General features: G+C 41.1%; 21 protein-coding genes. 9 read left to right on the forward strand and 12 right to left on the reverse strand.

Annotated features, from left to right (window positions below; all coding sequences use genetic code 11):
- Positions 1-55: 55 nt before the first annotated feature.
- Positions 56-412, reverse strand: coding sequence for a hypothetical protein (locus tag L3V25_RS03505; protein WP_237294093.1), 357 nt, complete (start codon positions 410-412; stop codon positions 56-58).
- Positions 413-529: 117 nt separating this feature from the next.
- Positions 530-2,905, reverse strand: coding sequence for a phosphoenolpyruvate synthase (gene ppsA, locus L3V25_RS03510; protein WP_237294094.1), 2,376 nt, complete (start codon positions 2,903-2,905; stop codon positions 530-532).
- Positions 2,906-3,222: 317 nt separating this feature from the next.
- Here ppsA and L3V25_RS03515 point away from each other — a divergent pair, with 317 nt between their 5' ends.
- The 5 genes from L3V25_RS03515 (at position 3,223) to L3V25_RS03535 (ending at position 5,885) form a co-directional block, all read left to right on the forward strand.
- Positions 3,223-4,056, forward strand: coding sequence for a pyruvate, water dikinase regulatory protein (locus tag L3V25_RS03515; RefSeq protein ID WP_237294095.1), 834 nt, complete (start codon positions 3,223-3,225; stop codon positions 4,054-4,056).
- Positions 4,057-4,070: 14 nt separating this feature from the next.
- Positions 4,071-4,499, forward strand: coding sequence for a GNAT family N-acetyltransferase (locus tag L3V25_RS03520; protein WP_237294096.1), 429 nt, complete (start codon positions 4,071-4,073; stop codon positions 4,497-4,499).
- Between the two features lie 24 nt (positions 4,500-4,523).
- Positions 4,524-5,120: a glutathione S-transferase family protein gene (locus L3V25_RS03525; RefSeq protein WP_237294097.1), complete on the forward strand. Its 597-nt coding sequence runs from the start codon at positions 4,524-4,526 to the stop codon at positions 5,118-5,120.
- Positions 5,121-5,353: 233 nt separating this feature from the next.
- Positions 5,354-5,605: a type II toxin-antitoxin system Phd/YefM family antitoxin gene (locus tag L3V25_RS03530; RefSeq protein ID WP_237294098.1), complete on the forward strand. Its 252-nt coding sequence runs from the start codon at positions 5,354-5,356 to the stop codon at positions 5,603-5,605.
- The gene (locus tag L3V25_RS03535; protein WP_237294099.1) at positions 5,595-5,885 is read left to right on the forward strand and encodes a type II toxin-antitoxin system RelE/ParE family toxin; all 291 of its coding nucleotides are present in this window, start codon (positions 5,595-5,597) and stop codon (positions 5,883-5,885) included. Before L3V25_RS03530 ends, L3V25_RS03535 begins: the two co-directional genes overlap by 11 nt.
- Positions 5,886-5,957: 72 nt before the next feature.
- Here L3V25_RS03535 and L3V25_RS03540 read toward each other — a convergent pair whose 3' ends face one another.
- Both L3V25_RS03540 and L3V25_RS03545 read right to left on the reverse strand, forming a co-directional pair.
- Positions 5,958-6,248, reverse strand: coding sequence for a type II toxin-antitoxin system RelE/ParE family toxin (locus L3V25_RS03540; RefSeq protein WP_237294100.1), 291 nt, complete (start codon positions 6,246-6,248; stop codon positions 5,958-5,960).
- Positions 6,241-6,462: a ParD-like family protein gene (locus L3V25_RS03545; protein ID WP_237294101.1), complete on the reverse strand. Its 222-nt coding sequence runs from the start codon at positions 6,460-6,462 to the stop codon at positions 6,241-6,243. Before L3V25_RS03545 ends, L3V25_RS03540 begins: the two co-directional genes overlap by 8 nt.
- A 180-nt stretch (positions 6,463-6,642) precedes the next feature.
- On the opposite strand from L3V25_RS03545, the gene L3V25_RS03550 reads away from it, so the two are divergent.
- Positions 6,643-7,410 (forward strand): sulfite exporter TauE/SafE family protein, encoded by a 768-nt coding sequence (locus tag L3V25_RS03550; RefSeq protein ID WP_237294102.1) that lies wholly within the window; start codon positions 6,643-6,645, stop codon positions 7,408-7,410.
- Here L3V25_RS03550 and L3V25_RS03555 read toward each other — a convergent pair.
- Complete coding sequence (locus tag L3V25_RS03555) at positions 7,407-7,844, reverse strand: PACE efflux transporter (protein ID WP_237294103.1); 438 nt, start codon at positions 7,842-7,844, stop codon at positions 7,407-7,409. The two genes, L3V25_RS03550 and L3V25_RS03555, sit on opposite strands and share 4 nt — an antisense overlap.
- Positions 7,845-7,982: 138 nt before the next feature.
- Between L3V25_RS03555 and L3V25_RS03560 the strand changes: the two genes are divergently transcribed.
- Together L3V25_RS03560 and L3V25_RS03565 are read left to right on the forward strand one after the other, a co-directional pair.
- Positions 7,983-8,864, forward strand: a complete 882-nt coding sequence (locus L3V25_RS03560; RefSeq protein WP_237294104.1) for a LysR family transcriptional regulator — start codon at positions 7,983-7,985, stop codon at positions 8,862-8,864.
- A gap of 121 nt (positions 8,865-8,985) precedes the next feature.
- Complete coding sequence (locus tag L3V25_RS03565) at positions 8,986-10,161, forward strand: benzoate/H(+) symporter BenE family transporter (protein ID WP_237294352.1); 1,176 nt, start codon at positions 8,986-8,988, stop codon at positions 10,159-10,161.
- A 97-nt stretch (positions 10,162-10,258) separates the two neighbouring features.
- Here the strand turns inward: L3V25_RS03565 and L3V25_RS03570 are convergent, their stop codons facing one another.
- The 7 genes from L3V25_RS03570 to L3V25_RS03600 all read right to left on the reverse strand — a co-directional run bounded on the left by L3V25_RS03570 (position 10,259) and on the right by L3V25_RS03600 (position 19,498).
- Positions 10,259-11,743, reverse strand: coding sequence for a tripartite tricarboxylate transporter permease (locus L3V25_RS03570; RefSeq protein WP_237294105.1), 1,485 nt, complete (start codon positions 11,741-11,743; stop codon positions 10,259-10,261).
- Between the two features lie 9 nt (positions 11,744-11,752).
- Positions 11,753-12,196 (reverse strand): tripartite tricarboxylate transporter TctB family protein, encoded by a 444-nt coding sequence (locus tag L3V25_RS03575; protein WP_237294106.1) that lies wholly within the window; start codon positions 12,194-12,196, stop codon positions 11,753-11,755.
- Between the two features lie 71 nt (positions 12,197-12,267).
- A complete protein-coding gene (locus tag L3V25_RS03580) occupies positions 12,268-13,200 on the reverse strand; it encodes a tripartite tricarboxylate transporter substrate binding protein (protein ID WP_237294107.1) in 933 nt (310 codons plus the stop codon).
- 13 nt (positions 13,201-13,213) lie between these two features.
- Entirely contained in the window at positions 13,214-13,684 is a 471-nt protein-coding gene (locus tag L3V25_RS03585; RefSeq protein ID WP_237294108.1) for a hypothetical protein, read from the reverse strand.
- Between the two features lie 409 nt (positions 13,685-14,093).
- Complete coding sequence (locus tag L3V25_RS03590; RefSeq protein WP_237294109.1) at positions 14,094-15,413, reverse strand: SidA/IucD/PvdA family monooxygenase; 1,320 nt, start codon at positions 15,411-15,413, stop codon at positions 14,094-14,096.
- A 67-nt stretch (positions 15,414-15,480) separates the two neighbouring features.
- Positions 15,481-18,276 (reverse strand): GNAT family N-acetyltransferase, encoded by a 2,796-nt coding sequence (locus tag L3V25_RS03595; protein ID WP_237294110.1) that lies wholly within the window; start codon positions 18,274-18,276, stop codon positions 15,481-15,483.
- 46 nt (positions 18,277-18,322) lie between these two features.
- Positions 18,323-19,498 carry an MFS transporter gene (locus L3V25_RS03600; protein WP_237294111.1) on the reverse strand — a complete coding sequence of 392 codons (1,176 nt, stop codon included), beginning with the start codon at positions 19,496-19,498 and terminating at the stop codon, positions 18,323-18,325.
- A 171-nt stretch (positions 19,499-19,669) separates the two neighbouring features.
- Here L3V25_RS03600 and L3V25_RS03605 point away from each other — a divergent pair, with 171 nt between their 5' ends.
- Complete coding sequence (locus tag L3V25_RS03605) at positions 19,670-21,418, forward strand: IucA/IucC family protein (RefSeq protein ID WP_237294112.1); 1,749 nt, start codon at positions 19,670-19,672, stop codon at positions 21,416-21,418.
- The last annotated feature ends 75 nt before the right edge of the window (positions 21,419-21,493 follow it).

Genomic DNA, 21,493 nt, shown 5'->3' on the forward strand with positions numbered 1-21,493 from the left:
TCGCTTTTTTGTTCAAACAACCATAGTCAACGAATGTTGTGTTTATTACATACGATTAGGGCTGGCAGTCTTCTTGCTTGAGTAGTTGATCTTCTGCAGCTCCCTTTTGATGACTCCAACTAAAGGTTATGCGCTTGCATTGTTGTACTGGGCCCATATCAGGAAAGTAGGTGAATTCACCAGTTGTGATATGTAAGCCATCAGATTCACTATCACTGATGAGCTTTAAGTTTGGGGCGTTTTGGGGATTGATATCTGAACCTATGGCTATCCAGCCTTGATCTAATGCAATACCGTACGCAGAGATAAAAGCCGACATCTTAAGGCGTGATTTATTGGCTTCCATTTTGCTATGAACAAAGTAGGCCACCACAATGATGATCAAAATTATGCCGAGTCGTTTTTTATTCATGGGAATGTCTGTTTCAGAAGAGAAAATAATAGGTGAATTGTAATGTATTTTGATAGAAAAAAACGAGATCATGATGACCTCGTTTTTTTGATTTATAGCATGAAATGATCAGCTAGATTAATTATTTGGCACTTTGGTTCCTAAATGTACCCAAGTTTCTAAAACCGTATCTGGGTTTAAAGATACCGAATCGATGCCTTGTTCCATTAACCATTGAGCGAGATCATCGTGATCTGATGGACCTTGGCCGCAAATTCCCACGTATTTTCCTGCCTTATTGGCCGCTTTAATCGCCATTGATAACATGGCTTTTACTGCGGCATTTCGCTCATCAAACATGTGAGCGATTTCGCCAGAATCTCTGTCTAACCCTAGTGTCAATTGGGTCATGTCGTTCGAACCAATGGAAAATCCATCAAAGTATTTTAGGAAGTCTTCCGCTAAAATTGCATTGGATGGAAGCTCACACATCATGATGACTTTTAAGCCATCTTCACCACGACGTAGATCGAACTTAGCCAGTAAATCAATCACCGAGGCCGCTTCGTTGGTCGTGCGCACAAATGGGATCATGATTTCGACGTTCTTGAGTCCCATTTTATTGCGAACTCGTTTAATCGCCTCACATTCCAAAGCAAAGCAGTCTTGGAATTTCGGTGAGATATAACGAGAAGCGCCACGGAAACCAAGCATTGGGTTTTCTTCGGTCGGTTCAAAGTTAATGCCGCCCACTAGGTTACGATATTCATTGGATTTGAAATCGGACATACGCACAATCACGCGCTTAGGCCAGAATGCGGCGGCGAGGGTAGAAATACCTTCGGTGAGCTTCTCAATGTAAAACTCAACAGGGTTGGCGTAACCAATAATACGTTGGTTAATTTCAGCTTTAAGTTCCGCCGATTGCTCATCGTAATTCAGTAGTGCTTTCGGGTGAATACCGATCATTTTATTAATGATGAATTCGAGTCGAGCAAGGCCAACCCCTTCGTTTGGAATACACGCAAAATCGAAGGCGCGATCTGGGTTACCGACGTTCATCATTACTTTGAGTGGTAGGTCGGGTAGGTCACTCACTGAAGAACGTTTGATTTCGTAATCGAGTTCGCCTTCAAACACATAACCAGTTTCACCTTGGGCACATGAAACGGTTACCGTCTGACCATCTTTTAGTTTGCTGGTGGCATCCCCACAACCGACAACCGCAGGAATACCGAGTTCACGTGCAATGATCGCCGCATGACAAGTTCGACCGCCACGGTTAGTGACAATGGCAGACGCTTTCTTCATCACCGGCTCCCAATCAGGATCGGTCATATCGGCCACTAATACATCGCCAGTTTGTACTTGATCCATTTGATCTAGGCTTTGCACTACGCGTACGACACCTGCGCCAATGCGTTGCCCAATTGCACGACCTTCAATCAAGTTTTGGCTATTTTCGTTTAATTGAAAACGCTCCATGACTTGTTGATTATCACGAGATCGAACCGTTTCAGGGCGTGCTTGAACGATCAATAACTCACCGGTAATGCCATCTTTCGCCCACTCGATATCCATCGGGCGACCGTAGTGTTTTTCAATGATTAAGGCTTGTTTGGCCAGCTCTTGAATTTCATCATCGGTTAATGAGTATTGGCTGCGCTCTGCTGCATCGGTATCAATGATTTCAACTTGGGTGCCGAGCTCTTTACCTTCGGCGTAAATCATCTTGATCAGTTTTGAACCAATCGTACGACGTACAACGGCAGGGTTGCCTGCTTGTAGAGTGGGTTTGTGAACGTAGAATTCGTCAGGGTTAACCGCGCCTTGTACGACCATTTCACCTAAGCCCCAAGATGAAGTAATGAAGACTACCTGATCAAAGCCCGATTCTGTATCTAGGGTAAACATGACGCCAGAGGCCGCTTTATCTGAACGCACCATGCGTTGAATACCTGCTGATAGTGCAACGCCTTTATGGTCAAAGCCTTGGTGTACACGATAGGAGATAGCCCGGTCATTAAATAGGGAAGCAAAAACATGTTTGGTGGCTTCGATAATCGCCTCAATGCCACGAACGTTTAAGAATGTTTCTTGTTGGCCAGCAAAAGAGGCATCAGGTAAATCTTCGGCGGTGGCGGAAGAGCGTACTGCGACAGAAAGCATGTCATCGCCATTACTGAGCTCTTGGTAGTAGTCACGAATATCGTTTTCAAGTTGAGGGGGAAGTGGCGCTTCAAGTACCCAGTTGCGGATGGTTTCACCGGCCAATTTAAGGGCATTGACATCTTCAACATCGAGAGCATCTAACAGTTGATAGATTCGATCATTGAGTTGGTTGGTTTCTAGAAATTGATTAAAAGCAAAAGAGGTAGTGGCAAATCCATTCGGCACTTTTACCCCAGCATTAGACAAGTTGGCTACCATCTCACCTAGAGATGCATTTTTACCCCCGACTTTATCAACATCATTCATTGATAAAGCATCGTACCAAACCACGTTTTGACCCACGGCGTATCTCCTAGACTGTTTGTTTTGGATTGTTATAAAACAGTCTCAGTAAGCTATGTTGGTAACTTACCTTGACTGGAAAAAGTTACTCTTATGCCTGTTATTTTTATCGTTCAGCATATTGTGCATGTCACTACGAATGATTACTCATCTCTCAGTTTTGAACCTAAGTTAAGCGTAAATGGAGAGACCACTTCACAATGAACCTTGCTTTGCTATACCTTATGAAAATATTTTGTGTAATTGTAGTTGTAAAAATTCACAAAAACTTAATTTTGCAAGTAACGTAAAAACTTAAACTTAGGAATCAATTGGTTATGGATAATGAAGCAGATTTCAGATATGTTTTTTATGTTTCAGATGGGACTGCGATCACATCCGAAACTTTAGGGCATGCAGTATTAGGGCAGTTCCCACTGCAAATTTCACAGACTACCTTACCTTTTGTGGAAACTATTGAGCGTGCTGAATACGTAAAAGGCTTGATTGAAGAAAAATATCAAGCAACGGGGCAAAAGCCTTTGGTGTTCTTCTCAATTGTCATTCCTGAAGTGAAAGCGATTATCGAACAAGCGAATGCGCATTTTTATGATGTGCTAAGCGTCTTAGTCGAGCCGTTAAAGCAAGATTTAGGTTTAGAGCCTAGTCCACAATTACACCGTTCTCACAGTATTGAAAAAGATGCAGCCAGCTATCAAAACCGCATTGCTGCCGTGGAATACACGTTGGCGCATGATGATGGCGTATCGCTGAATAACCTCGATCAAGCAGATATCATTTTATTAGGCGTTTCTCGCTGCGGAAAAACCCCGACCAGCTTGTACCTGGCGATGCAATTTGGCATTCGTGCGGTCAATTATCCGTTTATTGAAGATGACATGGCTTCAATTAAATTACCCAAAGAAATCGAACCTTATCGCTTCAAAACTTTTGGACTAACAATTGATACTGAACGCCTAATGGCAATTCGCCACGAACGCTACGCCAATAGTGATTACGCCAGTCAGCAGCAATGTGAAAAAGAATTGAAACGTGTGGAATCTTTATTTCGCCGTGAAGCTATTCCTTATCTCAATACCACTACCTTATCGGTCGAAGAAATCTCGACACGTTTATTGGAATTGAGTGGCTTGAAGCGCTCGATGTGGTAATTAGGGTAGGGATTATGATGAATATTTTATTTCAACCAACGGACGATTTAGCCTTCTCAGCCGAGATCACTTATCAAAATATGTTGCCGTATTACGAGAAGTATGGCGTTGAATGGCAGCAACAGCAGATAGTTGAGCAAGTTAAAAGTTTAGATAATTGGGACATAGTCGCAGAAGGTAAAATTATTGGAACATTTCGCTTAGCTTTTGAAGCAGATAGTTGTTATTTAAGAGATCTACAAGTCAGTTCTTCCTACCAAAATAAAGGGGTAGGTTCAGCGGTTTTGAAAGAAGTAGAACGATTAACGCTGCAATCTGATATTCAAAAAGTGAAATTGAGAGTGTTTAAGGTGAGCCCTGCGTTTCATTTATATCGGCGTAGTGGCTTTGTTGTGGTAAAAGAAGACGATCGGTTTTTCTATATGGAAAAGCCGTTGGTTTAAATTTTAATAAATTCGGAGAATGGAATGCTCGTATATGGCGATTTGCAGTCGGGAAACTGCTTGAAAGTAAAACTATTACTGTCATTTTTAAATATTCAACACGATTGGCAGCATATTAATATCCTCAATAAAGAGACTCAAACAAGTGAGTTTTTGTCACTCAATCCAAATGGAAAAATTCCAACCGTCGTTTTTGATAATGGCCAGGTGTTGTGTGAGTCTAACGCCATATTAAGCTATTTTTCTGAAGGAACACCGTACTTACCAACCGATAGATACCAGAAAGCCAAAGTTTATGAGTGGCTTTTCTTTGAACAATATTCACATGAACCTTATATCGCTGTTGCACGGTTTATTCAAAAGTACCAAGGCATGCCAGAGCACAGGCTTGAAGAATATCAATCATTGCAATCTGGTGGTCACAAAGCCCTACAAATTATGGAACAGCAATTATCTCAATCTTCTTTCTTGGTTGGGAACAGCATCTCGATCGCCGATATTGCTTTGTATGCATACACCCATGTCGCTCATGAAGGTGGTTTTGAGTTAGCCAGTTACCCAAATATCGAGCGTTGGATTGATGCTATCGCGAGCATGGAAGGTTATGTGGGGATGAGTTAGTTCAGATTAGGTGAGGTTGTCGTTTATCTAATTACCTCCGTAAAAACAGCTCCTTCCCTTTACCTGTGATACCTACGTGATAGAAGAGCTGACAGCTAAGGGAAGGGTTGCTGCTTGTAATTTAGGCATGCCTCGTACTTTCTATAACTTATAGGAATCAAAAAATACAACTAGTAATAGCCTAAAATAAGCTCTAAAATTAATACTTATTTAAGTGCTAAATTGGAGTGTGTATGAGACAGGTTTTAGCTGATTGTTCGGCAAGTATTTCTGAACTAAAGAAAAATCCCACTGCATTGCTGAACGAAGCGGACGGCTCTGCTATTGCTATTTTAAATCATAATAAGCCTACTGCTTATCTTGTCCCTGCAGAAACGTATGAGTTTTTAATGGATATGCTTGATGACTATGAACTATCGAAATTAGTTGAAAGTCGCCGAGGTGATTTATCAGAGGCAGTGGAAGTCGATATTGATGACTTATAAGTTAAAGTTTTTACCTGTCGCCCAAAAAGAGTGGAAAAAGCTTGCTGCACCGATCCAAGCTCAATTCAAAAAAAAGTTAAAAGAACGCTTGGAAAATCCACATGTTCCTTCTGCTAAACTACGAGGTTATGATTATGTTTATAAGATCAAATTACGTACAGCAGGCTACCGTTTAGCTTATGAAGTCATTGATGATGAAATCGTTGTTTATGTTTTAGCGATTGGTAAGCGAGATAAGGATGCGGTCTATAAAAAGCTATCATCCAGGTTTACTAAATAATCTTCCTTGTCTAAAGGATTTAGTGATAGTTCTGGATCCTGCATCTTGAGGTCACTTGAGGATATACTCTTATTAATAACCCTTTTTGACATCGCGATAAAAGTTTTCATGAGCCCCTAGTGCCATGAGTTCAAGAGTTACCGTTCCATCTTCATAGCTATAACCGAGTAAAGTTAGTTGTTTAACCATCTTGAATTTATATACTCGCAGGAATGATAGGTCACCTTTTTTCTGTTCGCCTAAATATGGATCTTTAAGAAGCTCACGAATGGCATTATCTAAGTCCACTTTTTGGTTTTTATGTAGTTTTTTGACCGCTTTTTTAAACGCTGGAGTTTGAAGAATGTTGGTGATTTTAGTCAAAAGTATAAGCCTCTAACTTACCCGCTTCTTTCTCTGCTTTTGCAATAATGGCTTGTTTTACAAATTCGTAAGGTAAGTCAGGGTTATCTTCCATCATTTCACCAATTTTAGCCCAATGCTCAATTTGCTTTGGTGTGGTGCGGTTTAGCGCTTTAGCCATGATGGCCGCTTTATCGAAAAGTTCTTGGTCAATACGTACGCTTGTAGTCGCCATGTGGTGTTTCCTTATTTGGTTTATATATTGGTTTATTGTAGTAACTCGCTACAAATGCTGCAAGATGCTTCAGTTGTTGTTTATTCTACAAAACTGAAAAATTAACACCCACATCCAAATCGCATTTAATGACGACTTAGGTATATAATCGCGGCTTGTTCCTTTTCCCGAATCGATTTTATGCAAGCTCTTACTGATTTAGTCCTTCATTTAAAACCCGATGATCTCAGCACAATCCAGTTTTTTTCCTTAATTGGTTTAAGCGGTATGACGTCTATGCTCAATGTCATTATTGGAGTAGGCGGTGGGGCGACGTTAATTGCATTTATGATCACTATGATGCCAGCGGCAGCGGTGATTCCGGTTCACGCCATCGTGCAACTCGGTTCGAATGCGGGGCGTGCGGTGTTGATGCGTCGCCATATTCAAAAGCAATATTTAGGTTGGTTTTTTGTTGGTAGTGTCGTCGGGGCTGTGATTGGCGGTAACCTTGCTTTAAACCTGCCTACCAAGTATTTAGAACTCATTTTGGCGGTATTCATATTGATCAGCAGTTGGGTGCCTATCAAGTTGAGTTTGCAAGGAAAAAAAGGACTACTTGGCATTGGAGCGTTTACCGCCTTCTTGACTATGTTTGTTGGCGCAACGGGGCCATTTTTGATTGCCACGGTTAAGAATATTTTGCCTGATCGTCGTGAACTCGGCGCAACTATGTCTTGTTTTATGTCGATTCAACATATTATCAAGGCAGTTATTTTTGGAATGTTGGGTTTTGCCTATCAGCAATGGATTGGCGTGATAGGGCTGATGATCCTAGTTGGCTTTTTCGGTACGTTTGTAGGTAAAAAGGTACTGGATAAGGTATCAAATCAGCACTTCCATGTTGTGCTGAAATTTGCATTAACCTTTATTGCGTTAAACCTTATTTGGAGCTTTTTTACTGCTTAAGCGTTAGAGCTTACTTGCTTGGTTTGCGGAATCGGGAAAATTCGGTCGTAAGCCAAGTTATAGATGAAAGCGTAGATAAGATAAAATAACGCCATTCCTAGATCTAAAATTAATGCCTCTACTAAGCCTATTTCTAACCACCACGCCATAATAGGTAGTGTGATCACCAGTAATCCTAATTCAAATAACCCTGCGTGAAATACTCGTATTGCGACCGTTTTATTCAGTTGTCCGGTACGCTTTAGCATCGCTTTATCAAATAAGATGTTGTAGAAGTAATTCCATACCGTTGCGATGATTGAGAACGCAACCGCCAAAATACCTATCTTGGTCATATCCATATTAATCAGTTTTGCCACACCTAGGGTCAAAATCACCAGACCAATTAATTCAAAGCAGATGGTGTGTCTTAATCTGTCAAACGTTGTACGCATTTTTTCCTCAACTCAATTGTTAATCTAACAATGAAACGGTTGCTATTATTAATGTAAAATAAGATATATTATAGTTAATAACTATCGCTTTTTTGGATAGGTTGAGGTCTGAATAAATAGATTGAATGGGAATGATAGATGCGTTTTTCAATAGACCAATTACAAGCGTTCGTTGTTGCTGCGGAGCAAGGATCGTTTTCAGCCGCCGCACGGCATTTAGGTAAAGCGCAATCGGTAGTCAGCACCGCAATTGCCAATCTTGAAGATGATTTGAATTTAAGTTTGTTTGATCGCTCAACTCGCTCGCCAAAATTGACGTCACACGGAGAAGCATTATTACTACGCGCTAAGCGAATATTGAATGAGTGTGGGGTATTTTTATCGGCCGCCGATGCTTATCAAATGGGTGTTGAAGAAAAAATCACACTAGTGGTGGAATCAATGGCGATGACACAAGCGGTGGCTGAGGCGCTGTTTCATTTTGAACAGCAATACCCATTAGTCGAAATAGAAATTCTGCATGTGAATGAAAGTGAGGTGCTGGAATTCATTCGTGATGGTCGAGCACAATTGGCCGTTTTACAGCAGTTAGAATTGATGTACCCCGGAGAAATTGAAGTCTATGGATTAGGCTCTTTGGAGTTTTGGTGTGTGACCGGTGTTGAGCATCCTCTGGCCAAGGAAGAAAAAGTGACATGGCAAATGCTAGAAAGTTATCGTCAGTTTTTGATCACTGGTCGATACAATCAAGATACACCAAGATGGCGAGTGTCCGATCAAGTATGGCGGACGGAAAGTGCACATTCGACAATTCCTATGTTACAACAAGGACTAGGTTGGGCTTCATTACCGGCTCAAGTCGTCAACGATTTTGTTTCTTCGAACCAATTGAAACGACTAGAGTTGTCTTTTGAATCTCAGCCATGGAAGCAAGGAATTGATCTTATTTGGTCAACTCAGCATCCACAGGGTAAGGCTACTCAAGAATTGATTGCTCAGCTTAAAAGTATTCAGCTTTAACGTTTGGCTTGCTTAGTTGCTTGGTTAGGTAGAGTTACTATATAAAGTTACTTGATTAGATAGATTTGGATATGATGGCTTGAATTGAGTCACGGATGACAAGGAAGAGTCGGCGCACATGATGGATTATGCAAAGTTAGATCACTTAAAGTCGTGGGGAAATATTAGCCATATTTCCGCAGGCTTTACCGCAGTGTTAATTGGCTACACCAGTTCGATTGTTATCATCATTCAAGCCGCCACCGCAGCTGGAGCAAGCCCTTTACAAATAGCCAGTTGGTTATTGGTATTAGGGTTAATGGTTGGAATAAGTTCGATTGCTTATTCTTGGTATTACAAGATGCCGGTACTGATGTCTTGGTCAACTCCTGGCGCGGCAATGCTGGTGGCAGTCGTTGGGCAATACGCTTTATCTGAAGTGATTGGCGCTTTCATCATTTCAGGTTTGTTGATTGTGCTTACTGGCTTAATTTATCCCCTTAGTCGCCTGATTGAAAAGATCCCATCTCAACTCGCAACCGCTATGCTGGCAGCTATTTTAATTCCATTTTGCCTTAAAGCGTTTACTCCTGTGATGAGTAGCCCTGCGACATTTGGATTAATGGTGGTGACCTTTTTTGTGGCGAAACGTTATCTACCTCGTTATGCCATGATGCTGTTGCTTATTGTTGGTGTGGCGATTGCCATTTTCTCTGGTGCATTTGATGGGCAAAGTATTTCGTTAGATATCGCGAAACCCGTGTGGGTAACGCCTGAGTTTAATTTGATGGCGATGCTTAACCTGAGCGTACCGCTTTACATTATTACCATGCTGTCGCAAAACTTACCCGGCTTTGCCATGATGCGCAGTTATCAATATCAAGTTCCAGCTAAGCCTGTATTTATTGGCACTGGCATTCTGAATATGCTCCTCGCTCCGTTTGGTGGTTTTAGTTTAAACCTCGCTGCGATTTCAGCCGCGATTTGTATGAATGAAGAAGTGGATGAAGATAAAACTCAACGTTACCGTTCAGCGATGTGGGCGGGCGTGTTTTATGTAATTGCCGGCTTATGGGCGACCGCAGTGGTCACGATTTTCCTTGCTCTACCAAAAGAGGTTTCAAATATTCTGGCTGGTCTTGCCTTACTTGGAACGCTGTTAATGTGCATGCAAAGCGCGTTTTCAGATGAAAGCTTACGTGAATCCTCTTTATATACTTTTTTAGTGACTTTGTCGGGCATTACCTTGTTCGGTATCGGAGCGACACTTTGGGGTTTAATCGCTGGGCTTGTGCATAAAAAGGTGATGGGCAGGTAGAGCCAAAAGACTGGTGATCGTTATTCAAAGAAAAGTGCCGAAACCTTGATTAAGATTTCGGCACTTTTTGTTTTACTTATGATTTAAGTTGATGAAATTAAGCGTCTTTATTGGCGCGTTTTTTTATCTTCATCGTAGAGTAAACCGATAAAACAGCCAGCACAATAAAGGCTAGGGCAATCGGTCTATCGTATAAGAAAGACCAAGAGCTATCATACATTAACAATGATTTACGCAAATTGGTTTCTGCCATTGGTCCTAAGATGATGGCCAGTAATATCGGTGAAGATGGAATATCTAATTTACCGAGAATAAAGCCTAAAACACCGAAACCAATTGCGATACCAATATCAAACATTGAGTTGTTGATGGCATATGCGCCGACAATCGATAAGAAGATAATAATCGGGATCATTAAAATCTTAGGAACTTCAATAATTCGGCAGAAGAAGCGAATACCCAGTAGGCCGACAATCAACATCACTACGTTGGCAACCAGCATAGAACTGAACACGCCGTAAACCACTTCTGGGCTTTGAGCGAAGAGTAATGGTCCTGGTGTTAAACCTTGAATGATTAATGCACCAAGTAGTACAGCTGCTACCGCATCCCCAGGCACACCTAGAGTAAGTAGTGGCACTAATGAACCGCCAGTTACGCCATTGTTACCTGCTTCTGCCGCCGCTAAGCCTTTAACCGACCCTTTACCAAACTCTTCAGGATTCTTTGACGACCGTTTTGCTTCGTTGTAACAAACAAAAGCTGAAATATCCGCACCGGCACCCGGCACTGAACCTATGGTCGTTCCCATTAATCCGCTTTTAATTGCCGTCGGCATCATTTCTTTTAAGTCTTTCTTGCTGAGCAACTTACGATCAAACTTAGGTGGTTTGATTTGTTTTTCAGACAAGATCTTCTCGATTTGATTTAGTGCTTCAGATAGCGCAAATAAACCAATCAGAACTGGAATTACATTCACGCCACTGTATAAATCCATCATGCCAAATGTAAAGCGAGGCACGCTACTAATAGGATCTAAGCCGATAGTCGAGATTAATAAACCAATCGCGCCTGCCAATAAGCCTTTTAGGATGTTTTGCGAAGACACGCTGGCAATAATCGTTAAACCAAATAACGCCAGAGCAAAGTACTCAGGGGCATTAAATTTTAAAGCAAATGTAGCTAAAAGAGGGGAGATGGCGATCAGTACGATGGTACTAATTAACCCGCCAGTAAATGAAGCCACCGCCGAGATACTTAATGCTCGCGCCGCCTGTCCATTAGAAGACATGGTATAGCCATCAAGTACACTGGCTGCGGAAGCTGGCGTTCCCGGTGTTTTAAGTAAAATAGCCGCAATCGAACCGCCATAAATACCACCGATATACACCCCAATGAGCATCACTAATGCTGCGGTAGGTTCCATACCGAAAGTAAAAGGTAGAAGAATCGCAACCCCCATGGTGGCGGTTAATCCCGGTAGTGCGCCTAAGATAATGCCACCTAAAACGCCAAAAATAAGAACCGGAAGAACTTCAAAACTGAATGTAACTGCTAAGCCGTTAAATAAGTGCTCTAACATAACTGCCTCCTAAAATAGTACGCCTTGAGGCAAAGAGATAAAAAAGATTTCGCTGAATAGGTAATAAACAAAGAAGACAAAAATGGTCGAAAAAACGTAATACATTGGCTTTTTGATTTTTAAGACAATTAAGTAGCCAGTAAAGGCAATGAAAGACGCAGCTAAATAACCGATGAAATAAATGAGAGCGGTATATATCGCGAGAAACCCAATTCCAAATAAAGACAATTTGGAAAAGATTGGCGGTAAAGCCTCATTACTTTTCTTCATAATGCTTTGAATAATCAGCACAGAAGAGAGAATGATAATTCCGATAGAAATGACGCTAGGGAAAAATTTGGCATCAACGCTAGCGTCTTGGAACATTGGCTTATCAAATTGGCTGATCACGATTAATGCGCCAATACTCATCAAGATCATTAAAAAGGGGAAGATAAGGTTTCGATCTTTCATAATAAACTCTACAACTTAATTAGTTAATTGATCAAAAATGGAGCCCGCAGGCCCCATATTTTTTGTTGTTACTATTTGTCGTTAATGAGTGCGCCTAGTGCTTTAGTATCTTCAGCAACAAACTGAGTGAATTCTTCAGCATTTAGGTTATGAATAGTCATTGCACCTTTTTCCATGAAGCCTTTGAACTCATCGCTCGCCATCGCTTGGTCAAACGCTTTACCTAGAGTTTCAATTACTTCATCAGGTGTGCCTTTCGGTGCACCGATACCACGCCATGTACCTGTTACTACATCGACACCTTGCTCTTTTAGAGTAGGTACTTCAGGAAGGTAATCGATACGCTCTGCAGACATTACGCCTAATGCTTTTAGTTGGCCTGAACGTAATTGAGCAATCGCTTCACCTGGCGTTACCATAGTCACATCAGTGTGCTTACCTAGTACCGCAGGAATCGCTTCTGAAGCACCGTTGTAAGGAATCGCATTCAGTTTGATGCCTTCTTTCTTCTCAAGCGCCATTAGGTAAAAGTTTGGAGCGGCAGTTGACGCAAATTTTAGTGATCCTGGCTCTTTTTTCGCTTCTGCAATAAGGTCATTAATGGTGTTGTATGGACTATCTTTTGATACAAGCACAACTGCTGGATCAAGGTTTACCATGCGAATTAATTTAAAATCACCCGCGTCGTGTTGCATTAACCCCATTTGAGGTAGAGAGGCAATCTCACGAGTTACTACGGTGAGGGTATAGCCGTCTGGGCGTTGTTGCGCACCAAAGCTCATACCAACCGCGCCGGCACCACCAGTACGGTTCATTACGGTAATGTTTTGTCCTAAAACATCTTTCGCAGAGTTAGCCAGTGTTCGACCTACTGCATCCGTACCACCCCCGGCACCAAATGGAACAATAAGACGAATATTTTTACTTGGATAGTCAGCAGCTATCGCCGTTGTTGAAAAAATAATTCCAGCGGTTACAAGCAATTTTTTTAATAAGTTATTCATGGCAGTCCTTTCCTTATCTTACAGGTTGTGTAGGGTTAGAAATTTTATTGTTCTGATATTCACTCATAGTGATCTGTTCAATTGCCACGGCAATCCAACCACTAATTAACATGTCATACCATTGCTCTACGCCACTACATGCCACAACAATATTGCCGTAAACAAATGAGCCGTAGAACAAGATGTCGCCTTCTCTAATTGAAGCAGGGTGTTGAGTTTGAGTATTAATATTTGCCACAGAATCTCGCCATGCTTGTTTGGCTTTTTGGCGGGCAAGTTGATCAAAAGGAATTGTCCAAGCCTCTGGTTCACCTAATGACTTCTCATACAAAATGGCATCTTCAAATGAACTTTCCCAAGGCTTTAGCTCAGGATTCATTACTACGATATGAAGCTCTTTTCGATTGGTTCTTTCGAAAAGCTTTTCAATAGATGGGGTTACGACGTCTATTGCATCTTTAACAATAGATTTTGCATCTAACATAGACTCTCTCCTTGATTCACTATGCTTAGTATATTGTAAGACAAATACTAAAATTATGTTATAGGTAGGAGTTGTTAGCACCGTCACACTGTGGATCTATAAAGTGTGGAGGTAATCATAAAAAGGCTCTTAAATAGGTTGATTTATGAACGTTTGATGCTTGAGGAGTATAGCTTTGGAGGAGATTGTAAAAATTGCGTTTAAAACAAAATGCTTTGATAGAAGATCGGCGCGTCCTTAAATATGATATTTAAAAAGATTTGTTTCTGCTTTGTATCCAAAGATTAACAGACTCTAATATCAGCAAGATTTAGTTCAGCTAGTTGAAGAGGGTAAGGAAATGGTTTTGATTAAATTAATAATTCAAAAATAAAGATCTAGCCTCAGACTAGATCTTTATTTATTTCAATTACATAGAGATTACACTGGCAAAATTATGCTGCGGTTCAATATCCAATCCCCAATCGAGAATATTTTGCTCCTCGGTTAGCTCATAAATAGTTTTCTGGCTTAAGCTATTGACAATTTTAGCGGCTCGCCATGCTGCTAAACTTAGTTGAGGCTCGGCAATACCATGGTTATGGGTACCGGAATTTACAATGTAAATACGATTGCTCTGCATTCCCTTCCACTGCAAACAATAATCAGGACTGAGCACCAGTCGGTTGTGTTGGTCGGTGATCATAAGTGGTTTTAAATGCTCTAAACATGCTGGTAGATTATGGGTAAAACCAGTACAGAGAATGACAACATCTGCTTTTACCACTTCAATTTGCTGGGTCAGACCATGATGAATGTCTAATTGATATTCTCCATTTCTATATTGACTTGATATTAAGCTTTGATGAGGCTTAATTGACCACCATTTTGGATTTCGTAATACATATTTGTCGTGATAGAGGCGTTGATATAATCCATTCAGGCAATCTGACGTGACGCCGTCACTTGCTAGTTTCTGGTGGGAAACTTCACGATGCTTATTCTTTTGGTCTAGGTGGTAAAACTGATTGACGTAATCGGGCATGAAATATTGATCAGTAAAGCAACCTTCATCTAATTGTTCGATATTCGGGCGTCGAGAAATCCACTCAATATGCTCAGGTTTGCCGAACTGCTGATCGAAGGTGTGCTGAAATATATCTGCGCCAGTTTGTCCTCCACCTATTATTGCAATTCGTTTTCCTGTTAAGTCTGGTGATCGTAAAGCCAACTCACTTGCATGAAAACAATGATCGGATACCAACTCACGGATACATTCAGGTATATGCGGTTGCATTCCTGTTCCTATGATTAAATCTTTGCTGGTGTAACGCTCTGTTTCCGAATGAACAATAAATTGATCGTCGACGTAATCGACGTGTTGAATGTTACAGTCAAACTGGGTGTTGGGTAATTGATGCGCAGTCCAAGCGAGGTAGTCCGAGAACTCTAATCGTGAAATGACCGACTGACCAGAGGCACAAAATGGATAGAATTTGCGCTGTTTTACCAAATAATTTAAGAAGCTGTATGGGCTTGTGGGGTCGACGGCACTGACTAAGTCTTTTAAAAACGAAGTCTGCATTTTTGCATCGCTGAGTAATAAGCCTGGATGCCAACTGAATGAAGGCTTTCTTTCTAAGAATCGCGTTCGCAACTGCGTTTTTGACTCTTCAATTAACGCTGCAATGCTTAAATTAAATGGGCCAAGTCCAATTCCAAGGCAATCAAAATCTTGTGGATTATTCATGATGTTTTCCCTACAGGTTTAAGCAATGCCAGTGATGATGGTGATACCATCACTGACACTGTCGAAATTAAAAAATGACGTTTTCAAAAAAATCCTGACGTTGACATTGCAGCAATGCGGCACGTTTATGCGGAAAATCAAATTCGAATTGTTTTTTCATGCCAATCCGTTCGGTGATTTTGACGACTCGATGATTTTTAGCATTTGGTTCACCGACAATGCTGTTAGTTTGTGGCTCGACTAAAAAACAGTAATGCAATATTGATCTCCCCCAAGCATCAAAGAAGGTGCCGCCACGGTAGTCTAAATTCCCGACTAAGATATGTACGCCTCGATCATGGTCTTGGCATTCATAATGAGGACCTAATCGATCTTCTGCTGCCCAATACACTTCAAAATATCCAAAGGCGACACCATCAAATTCTCCGATAATGGCGAATTGATGTGGGTCTTGTTCTAATTTTTGCAAGTATTGAGAATGCATCTCTAAGCTGCCTTCTAGTTCCCAAATCGGTGACGTTAATGGGTGATTATGCCAACGGTGGAAAATGTCTAGATCACGGTTGATCTCGATCATTCGAAACGACACTGTACGCTTTAGGTGGTAACAATAGCGTTGAAAGACGGTGCCCACGGGTTTGGACGGGCGGGTAGGATGTGAAATGCCGTTGGCCGCTGTTTGTCTTTGTTTTGACTCTGGGATTTGTGCTGGTTGGTGCCATATTGGAGCCACTTGCAGAAAGGTTTTATGTAATAGCTTTCCATCCGTTAGGTGAGGGAGTACAAAGTCAGGCCAATGCCCACAATGTAGCTCAGTTTTATCACTGGTATAAAATGCGTGCTCTGCTGCGCTCCACCACAACATCGGTTCGGTTAATTCAGTATCAATATAGATCTCATCTTGAGACAAGATTAAATCGAATTCTCCTTGTAATAATCCCAACTCATATATTGCGAATCGTTGATGAGAATGATCGTTTTCTGTCAGAACCTGTAACGACTCAATACAAATGCGTCGAGGCTGTTGGCCATTGGAAGGTAAAGGTTTATATAGTCTGGCCTTTGGTTGAGTGTCATAAAATGGATTTCCAATTTCGCAATAAATCTGACTAGGATCCGGTAAGGTTGCTTCGTTAAAGTCAGATAAGAAACAGAAGAAATTACGCTTCCATCTGAATGTTGGCGAGTTGAGTAAGTAATCATAGAAGCCTGAGTCTTTCGGTCGAGCTTGACGCCATTGAGTGAATGCATGTTGGCAAACAGACCATAGTTCATGCTCCTCAATTTGCGTATCTGCACCGATCGCTGCAATGGTATTGAGCAATGTATTGCCAACCAAATAATAAGAAAGGTAAGGGTCGACTTTATCTTGCGACACAAAATACTCGGGCTCTTGAGTATCGAAAAGATCGGAAAACTGTTGAAGGGCAACATCCGTTAACCCAATACCCTGGCAGTCTCGATATTTCATACCTACTGGCAGATTATTTTCAATACTTAATAAGATGTTTTGTTGGTGTGCTAGAAAAATAATGCCGTAATCACTGCGTGCGATACACAGAGGATGGATAACATTATTCATGAATTGATTTAGCCACTGACGCGCTGCTATCGCTAATGACAGTTGATTTTCTTGTGCGTAGCTTTTGACCCATTGTCCTATTTGACTTTCACCATTGATATTTTGATTCGCAGTGGCAAGAAGATGAGTATTAGGTTGTGGCTGAGCGGTGAGAGGATCTTGAAAGTGGTAAAAGACATTTTCTCTTAAGCAAACTAAAGGTAAGTCTAGGCACAGACCGTTTGAGCCTTTTACTGAAGCCCAAATTGGCTCTTGGATAAATTCAGTGTTAGGCATTCTTTGCTGCATCTCTTGACCAGCAGCAGTCTGTAATATTTGACTAAATTGAACACCTCGTTTGGCTTCTTTTTCACTGAGTAGGCGCAAAGAATTGGTTAACTTAACTGGCAGAGATACTTTGAGCATCCAAGCCAATTGAGGATGATAAATTGCTCTAGTGGATGAGGTGGCAGTCCAACCATGTGTACTCAATTGGCAATCGACAACATATTCAGACAGGCCGTGCTTTTCAATGTTTTCTCGCCACGCTTTGGCTTGTAATGGATGCATGGGTAGTGCAAGCCAACCTTGCTGAATTAGCCTTGGTATATGATTGGTCGTCTTTCCATCCAAAGATAAATTGCTTTGCAATAGTGCTTTAAAAGTATGGAGAAGTTGCGATATTTCTGTTTGCGAGGCGATGTAATTAGGGTGGATAGCGAACCATTCAATGGCAAAACTTTGAGCGTATTCAGGAAGGTACTCATGTTGCTGTTCTTCGGTTAAAGGCTCGCTGCTTTTCGGTGCTGGGTGCATGCTATGTCCACCAACTAAAGATTGTTCCGATTGAATAAAACTATCTACCGAAACATCGAGTTGAGAGCGTTGTTCTAGTGCTAACCCTGCACGATTGATATAGCGAGTTGACTCTCCGACTCGGTTAAAGAAACGATCATGCGTTTTAGCATCGATATGGGGGTAGTAGTGAGAGACTAATAACGATACGGCATGTGAAAAATCGATTTTATTCGCATTATTTATATTCGAATCTACTTGGTGATCGTCGTGAGTTTCTGCATGATTAATTAAGTAGATATCGCCTTGATAACGATGACGGCCGAGGGTCGATATATAACTCAATGGTAAGACTAATTGTTGTTCACCCAGTGGAATATAAAGGTGTTGCTGAGCGACTCGACAACCTTTTGTTTCCATCAAAAAGCTATTGAAAAAGCTTTGTAATCCTAAATTTGAGGTGTGTTGTACTGCGCTATCTGGAATAGCTAATGGGTCGATAGACATATTTTTTCCTTTATATGAAGCAGTGACGGTCCATAAATTGGACGGGTTAATTGACGATTGAGGGTTGGGTGAGGTGTTGACGTTTAAGCAACACTGCACTCAGAAATAATATTGAAATAAACATGATCAGTAGGTATTCAGCGTTGATACTTAAGTAGACCGCTAATGAGGCCAATGCGGTGCCAATCAGGTGACCACTAGAATGAGATTGCGCTAATAGGCCGCTGAGTTGACTGGTATGGAAAGAATCTCGATTAACAGATAAAAGCTGCTTGGAATACCAGGCTGGTAGATTGGATAACGCAATGGTCAGTGCGGTGCTAAATATGATTAACGTTATCAAGCTATGCTCAAAAGCGGCGAGAATGTAGCCACAAAAAGCAAGAGGCCAACTGATGAAGTGCCAAATCAGCTTTGGTCGAGCTAATAACTTAGGGGTGAGCCACATTTGATTGATGGCCATTAAACTGCTAATTGCCAACATAATACCCGCAAGGTAGTTGGATATTTGTTCGGAGTTTAATCCTAACTTACTTAAATAAGGCACTAGCATTAATTGGTATACAGCGACCAGCATGGTAGTTAAACATGCAGTCAAAAAGGTCAATTTATAGGTCTGAGCTAGCTTTATTGAAGAAACCGCTTTGGTCTGATGGGGGATGAAATTCAGGTTTAAACTGTTTTTAGCTAACCATTTTATGAACAATAAACTCACGCCGATGGGGAGTAGTGTGAGTAACAGAATATTTGATAACCCTATAGGTAAAAAAACCAGAGTCGGGCCGAGTAATCGACCGAGGGTGGCGACACCACTGAGTTTTGATATGTTATTTAATTCGGCAGGGTGCTTGTGAGTGAGATAGGTTTGTCCTATTGGCATAAATGCACTGCTGAATAAACCAAGGCCAAACCGACTTAATGCGGCTAACCAAAGTTGCGGACCTGATAAGTGGAACAGGGCGGCAATGAAAAGAATGTGACACGTAATATATCCAATCCCTGCGAGCCAGTAGGCTTGTGTCAAACTTATACGATTAAGGTACTTTCCCCATAACCCTGAACCAATCCAATAACTGATTAAATTGACATTAATCGCCATTGCGATCAGTCCTAATTGATGGCTTTGTGCATCGACGTTAAAAAGCACGGCTATTTGTGGTAGGAGTGCGATCAGTAATGTCTGATTAATTCCTAAAGTAAATAGTGACCCAAATAACCACATAAAATACAAACCTAAACGATAATGCAAATAATTATCATTATGATTGTTGATCTTTGGTGTGGATGTCAATACATTAAGGGGGATTTTTGGTGATTATTTCGTGCTACATAAATTTGTTATACGAATAAGTATCAATGACTTATTTGTGGTTATTGGGTGGTAGGAGGCTGCGTGTCGTATAAATTTTGGGAACAAGCAAACCGTAATTTGATTGGTAAAACATTAAGTGAAATTCATTTTGAGCAGTTAATTGAATATGCATCATTGAGCACTCAAGCATCTAATACTCAAACATCGAGCAAGGAAAACTATGTACTCGATTGTGGGGATCATCAATGGAGATTTGAAGCACAAGAAACGGTATGGGGAATGCTCAACATTGATAATGCTTCAATTCAATCTAGCCATGGTGAAGCCCCTTTATTAAATGACTTATTGATCGATTTACAACCTGTACTCAATATTTCCGATATGAATTTAGCTGGCTTTTTTGAAGAAGTTCAACAGACGCTAAGAAGTGAGTTGCGTAGCTTGGAAGTTCAACAAGGGTTTACCGCTTTTGATATTGTTCAGTGTGATGAAATCACGAGACAAAAATATTTAAATGCTCATCCTAAATTAATCGCCAATAAAGGTCGTTTAGGATGGGGGGAGCACGATCTTGAGCGTTATTCTCCTGAATCAGGTCAAGCATTTGCACTACATTTCTTGGCGGTGGATAAATCGATTTCTGTGTCTGGGTTTAAAGTTGGCTTAGATATTCAGGATTTACTTGCTTCTTTTGTCACCGAGCAGGAATGGCATTCTCTACTCGATAAATTGCCGGCAGGTGGGCTAGATCAGTTTGATATTATTCTTGTGCATCCTTGGCAGTTGCAGCGTTATCTTCAAAGCCAATTTTTACAGTATTTCGTTGAAAATAAATTGATCGATCTCGGTACAACGACAGTGAAGTGGTTGGCCCAGCAATCAATCAGAACATTAACGGCAGAAATGCCGAGTGTAGATGTAGACGTCAAAACCGCATTAACGATCTTAAATACCTCTTGTTATCGAGGGATCCCTGGCAAATATATTGCTCATGGCGCACGTATTTCAGCTTGGTTGGCGGATATTGCAAAACAAGATGTGGTTTTAAATGAGCTTGGCCTGCGAGTTCAACAAGAAATTGGTGGCGTATATTGTCCTCATCCTTATCAATCTAAAATCGACGGGCCATATCGTTATCAAGAAATGCTGGGTTGTATTTGGCGAGAACGTGCTGAAAGCTTACTGAGTGAACACCAAAGACCATTTTCAATGGCGACCCTAATGCAAAAAGATTTAACTGGTGTGCCGTGCATTGAAGCGTTAATTCACATATCAAATCGAACCCCGCAAGATTGGTTGAAAGCGATGTTTACCCATGTCGTGGTGCCTATTTATCACTTAATGGCGAAATATGGTGTGGGAATCGTAGCGCATGGACAAAACGTCACTTTAATTTTAGAAAACCACTTCCCAGTTGGCTGCTTGATTAAAGATTTTCACGGCGACTTGCGATTAATCGACCAAGATTATCCTGAGCTTTCAGCACTTGATCATGATATTCAAGCTAATCTTGTTCGTTTGCCGGCTCATTATCTTATCCATGATTTACTCACCGGACATTTTGTGACGGTGTTGCGTTTTGTTTCTCCAATGCTTGAAGCTAGCGGGGTGAGTGAGCTGGAGTTTTATCGATTACTAAAAAGTACTTTGCAAGACTACCAAGTACAACATCCGGAATTGAGCGAACGCTTTAAAGCTTTAGATCTATTAACTACCCATATAGATAAGATTTGTCTTAATAAAGTGCGTTTTAAAATTGGATTAGGAGATAGCAGTGAAAGGCCATTACCAGAATTAGCTGAACCTATCGCCAACCCTCTACTTATCTAGCTACTTACTTCATAAAAAAGGATAAGTGATGATTCGGAAAAACATCACAAAAGTGCCATTGAAATGCATATAAAT

It is taken from the genome of Vibrio sp. CK2-1, from assembly GCF_021726515.1.
GTDB lineage: Bacteria > Pseudomonadota > Gammaproteobacteria > Enterobacterales > Vibrionaceae > Vibrio.

Bases quoted from the DNA above. Each gene is read 5' to 3' on its own strand.
- L3V25_RS03505 (WP_237294093.1), bottom strand. From the start codon at position 412: ATGAATAAAAAACGACTCGGCATAATTTTGATCATCATTGTGGTGGCC.
- L3V25_RS03515 (WP_237294095.1), top strand. From the start codon at position 3,223: ATGGATAATGAAGCAGATTTCAGATATGTTTTTTATGTTTCAGATGGG.
- L3V25_RS03520 (WP_237294096.1), top strand. From the start codon at position 4,071: ATGATGAATATTTTATTTCAACCAACGGACGATTTAGCCTTCTCAGCC.
- L3V25_RS03525 (WP_237294097.1), top strand. From the start codon at position 4,524: ATGCTCGTATATGGCGATTTGCAGTCGGGAAACTGCTTGAAAGTAAAA.
- L3V25_RS03530 (WP_237294098.1), top strand. From the start codon at position 5,354: ATGAGACAGGTTTTAGCTGATTGTTCGGCAAGTATTTCTGAACTAAAG.
- L3V25_RS03535 (WP_237294099.1), top strand. From the start codon at position 5,595: ATGACTTATAAGTTAAAGTTTTTACCTGTCGCCCAAAAAGAGTGGAAA.
- L3V25_RS03545 (WP_237294101.1), bottom strand. From the start codon at position 6,462: ATGGCGACTACAAGCGTACGTATTGACCAAGAACTTTTCGATAAAGCG.
- L3V25_RS03550 (WP_237294102.1), top strand. From the start codon at position 6,643: ATGCAAGCTCTTACTGATTTAGTCCTTCATTTAAAACCCGATGATCTC.
- L3V25_RS03555 (WP_237294103.1), bottom strand. From the start codon at position 7,844: ATGCGTACAACGTTTGACAGATTAAGACACACCATCTGCTTTGAATTA.
- L3V25_RS03560 (WP_237294104.1), top strand. From the start codon at position 7,983: ATGCGTTTTTCAATAGACCAATTACAAGCGTTCGTTGTTGCTGCGGAG.
- L3V25_RS03565 (WP_237294352.1), top strand. From the start codon at position 8,986: ATGGATTATGCAAAGTTAGATCACTTAAAGTCGTGGGGAAATATTAGC.
- L3V25_RS03570 (WP_237294105.1), bottom strand. From the start codon at position 11,743: ATGTTAGAGCACTTATTTAACGGCTTAGCAGTTACATTCAGTTTTGAA.
- L3V25_RS03575 (WP_237294106.1), bottom strand. From the start codon at position 12,196: ATGAAAGATCGAAACCTTATCTTCCCCTTTTTAATGATCTTGATGAGT.
- L3V25_RS03580 (WP_237294107.1), bottom strand. From the start codon at position 13,200: ATGAATAACTTATTAAAAAAATTGCTTGTAACCGCTGGAATTATTTTT.
- L3V25_RS03585 (WP_237294108.1), bottom strand. From the start codon at position 13,684: ATGTTAGATGCAAAATCTATTGTTAAAGATGCAATAGACGTCGTAACC.
- L3V25_RS03590 (WP_237294109.1), bottom strand. From the start codon at position 15,413: ATGAATAATCCACAAGATTTTGATTGCCTTGGAATTGGACTTGGCCCA.
- L3V25_RS03595 (WP_237294110.1), bottom strand. From the start codon at position 18,276: ATGTCTATCGACCCATTAGCTATTCCAGATAGCGCAGTACAACACACC.
- L3V25_RS03600 (WP_237294111.1), bottom strand. From the start codon at position 19,498: ATGTGGTTATTTGGGTCACTATTTACTTTAGGAATTAATCAGACATTA.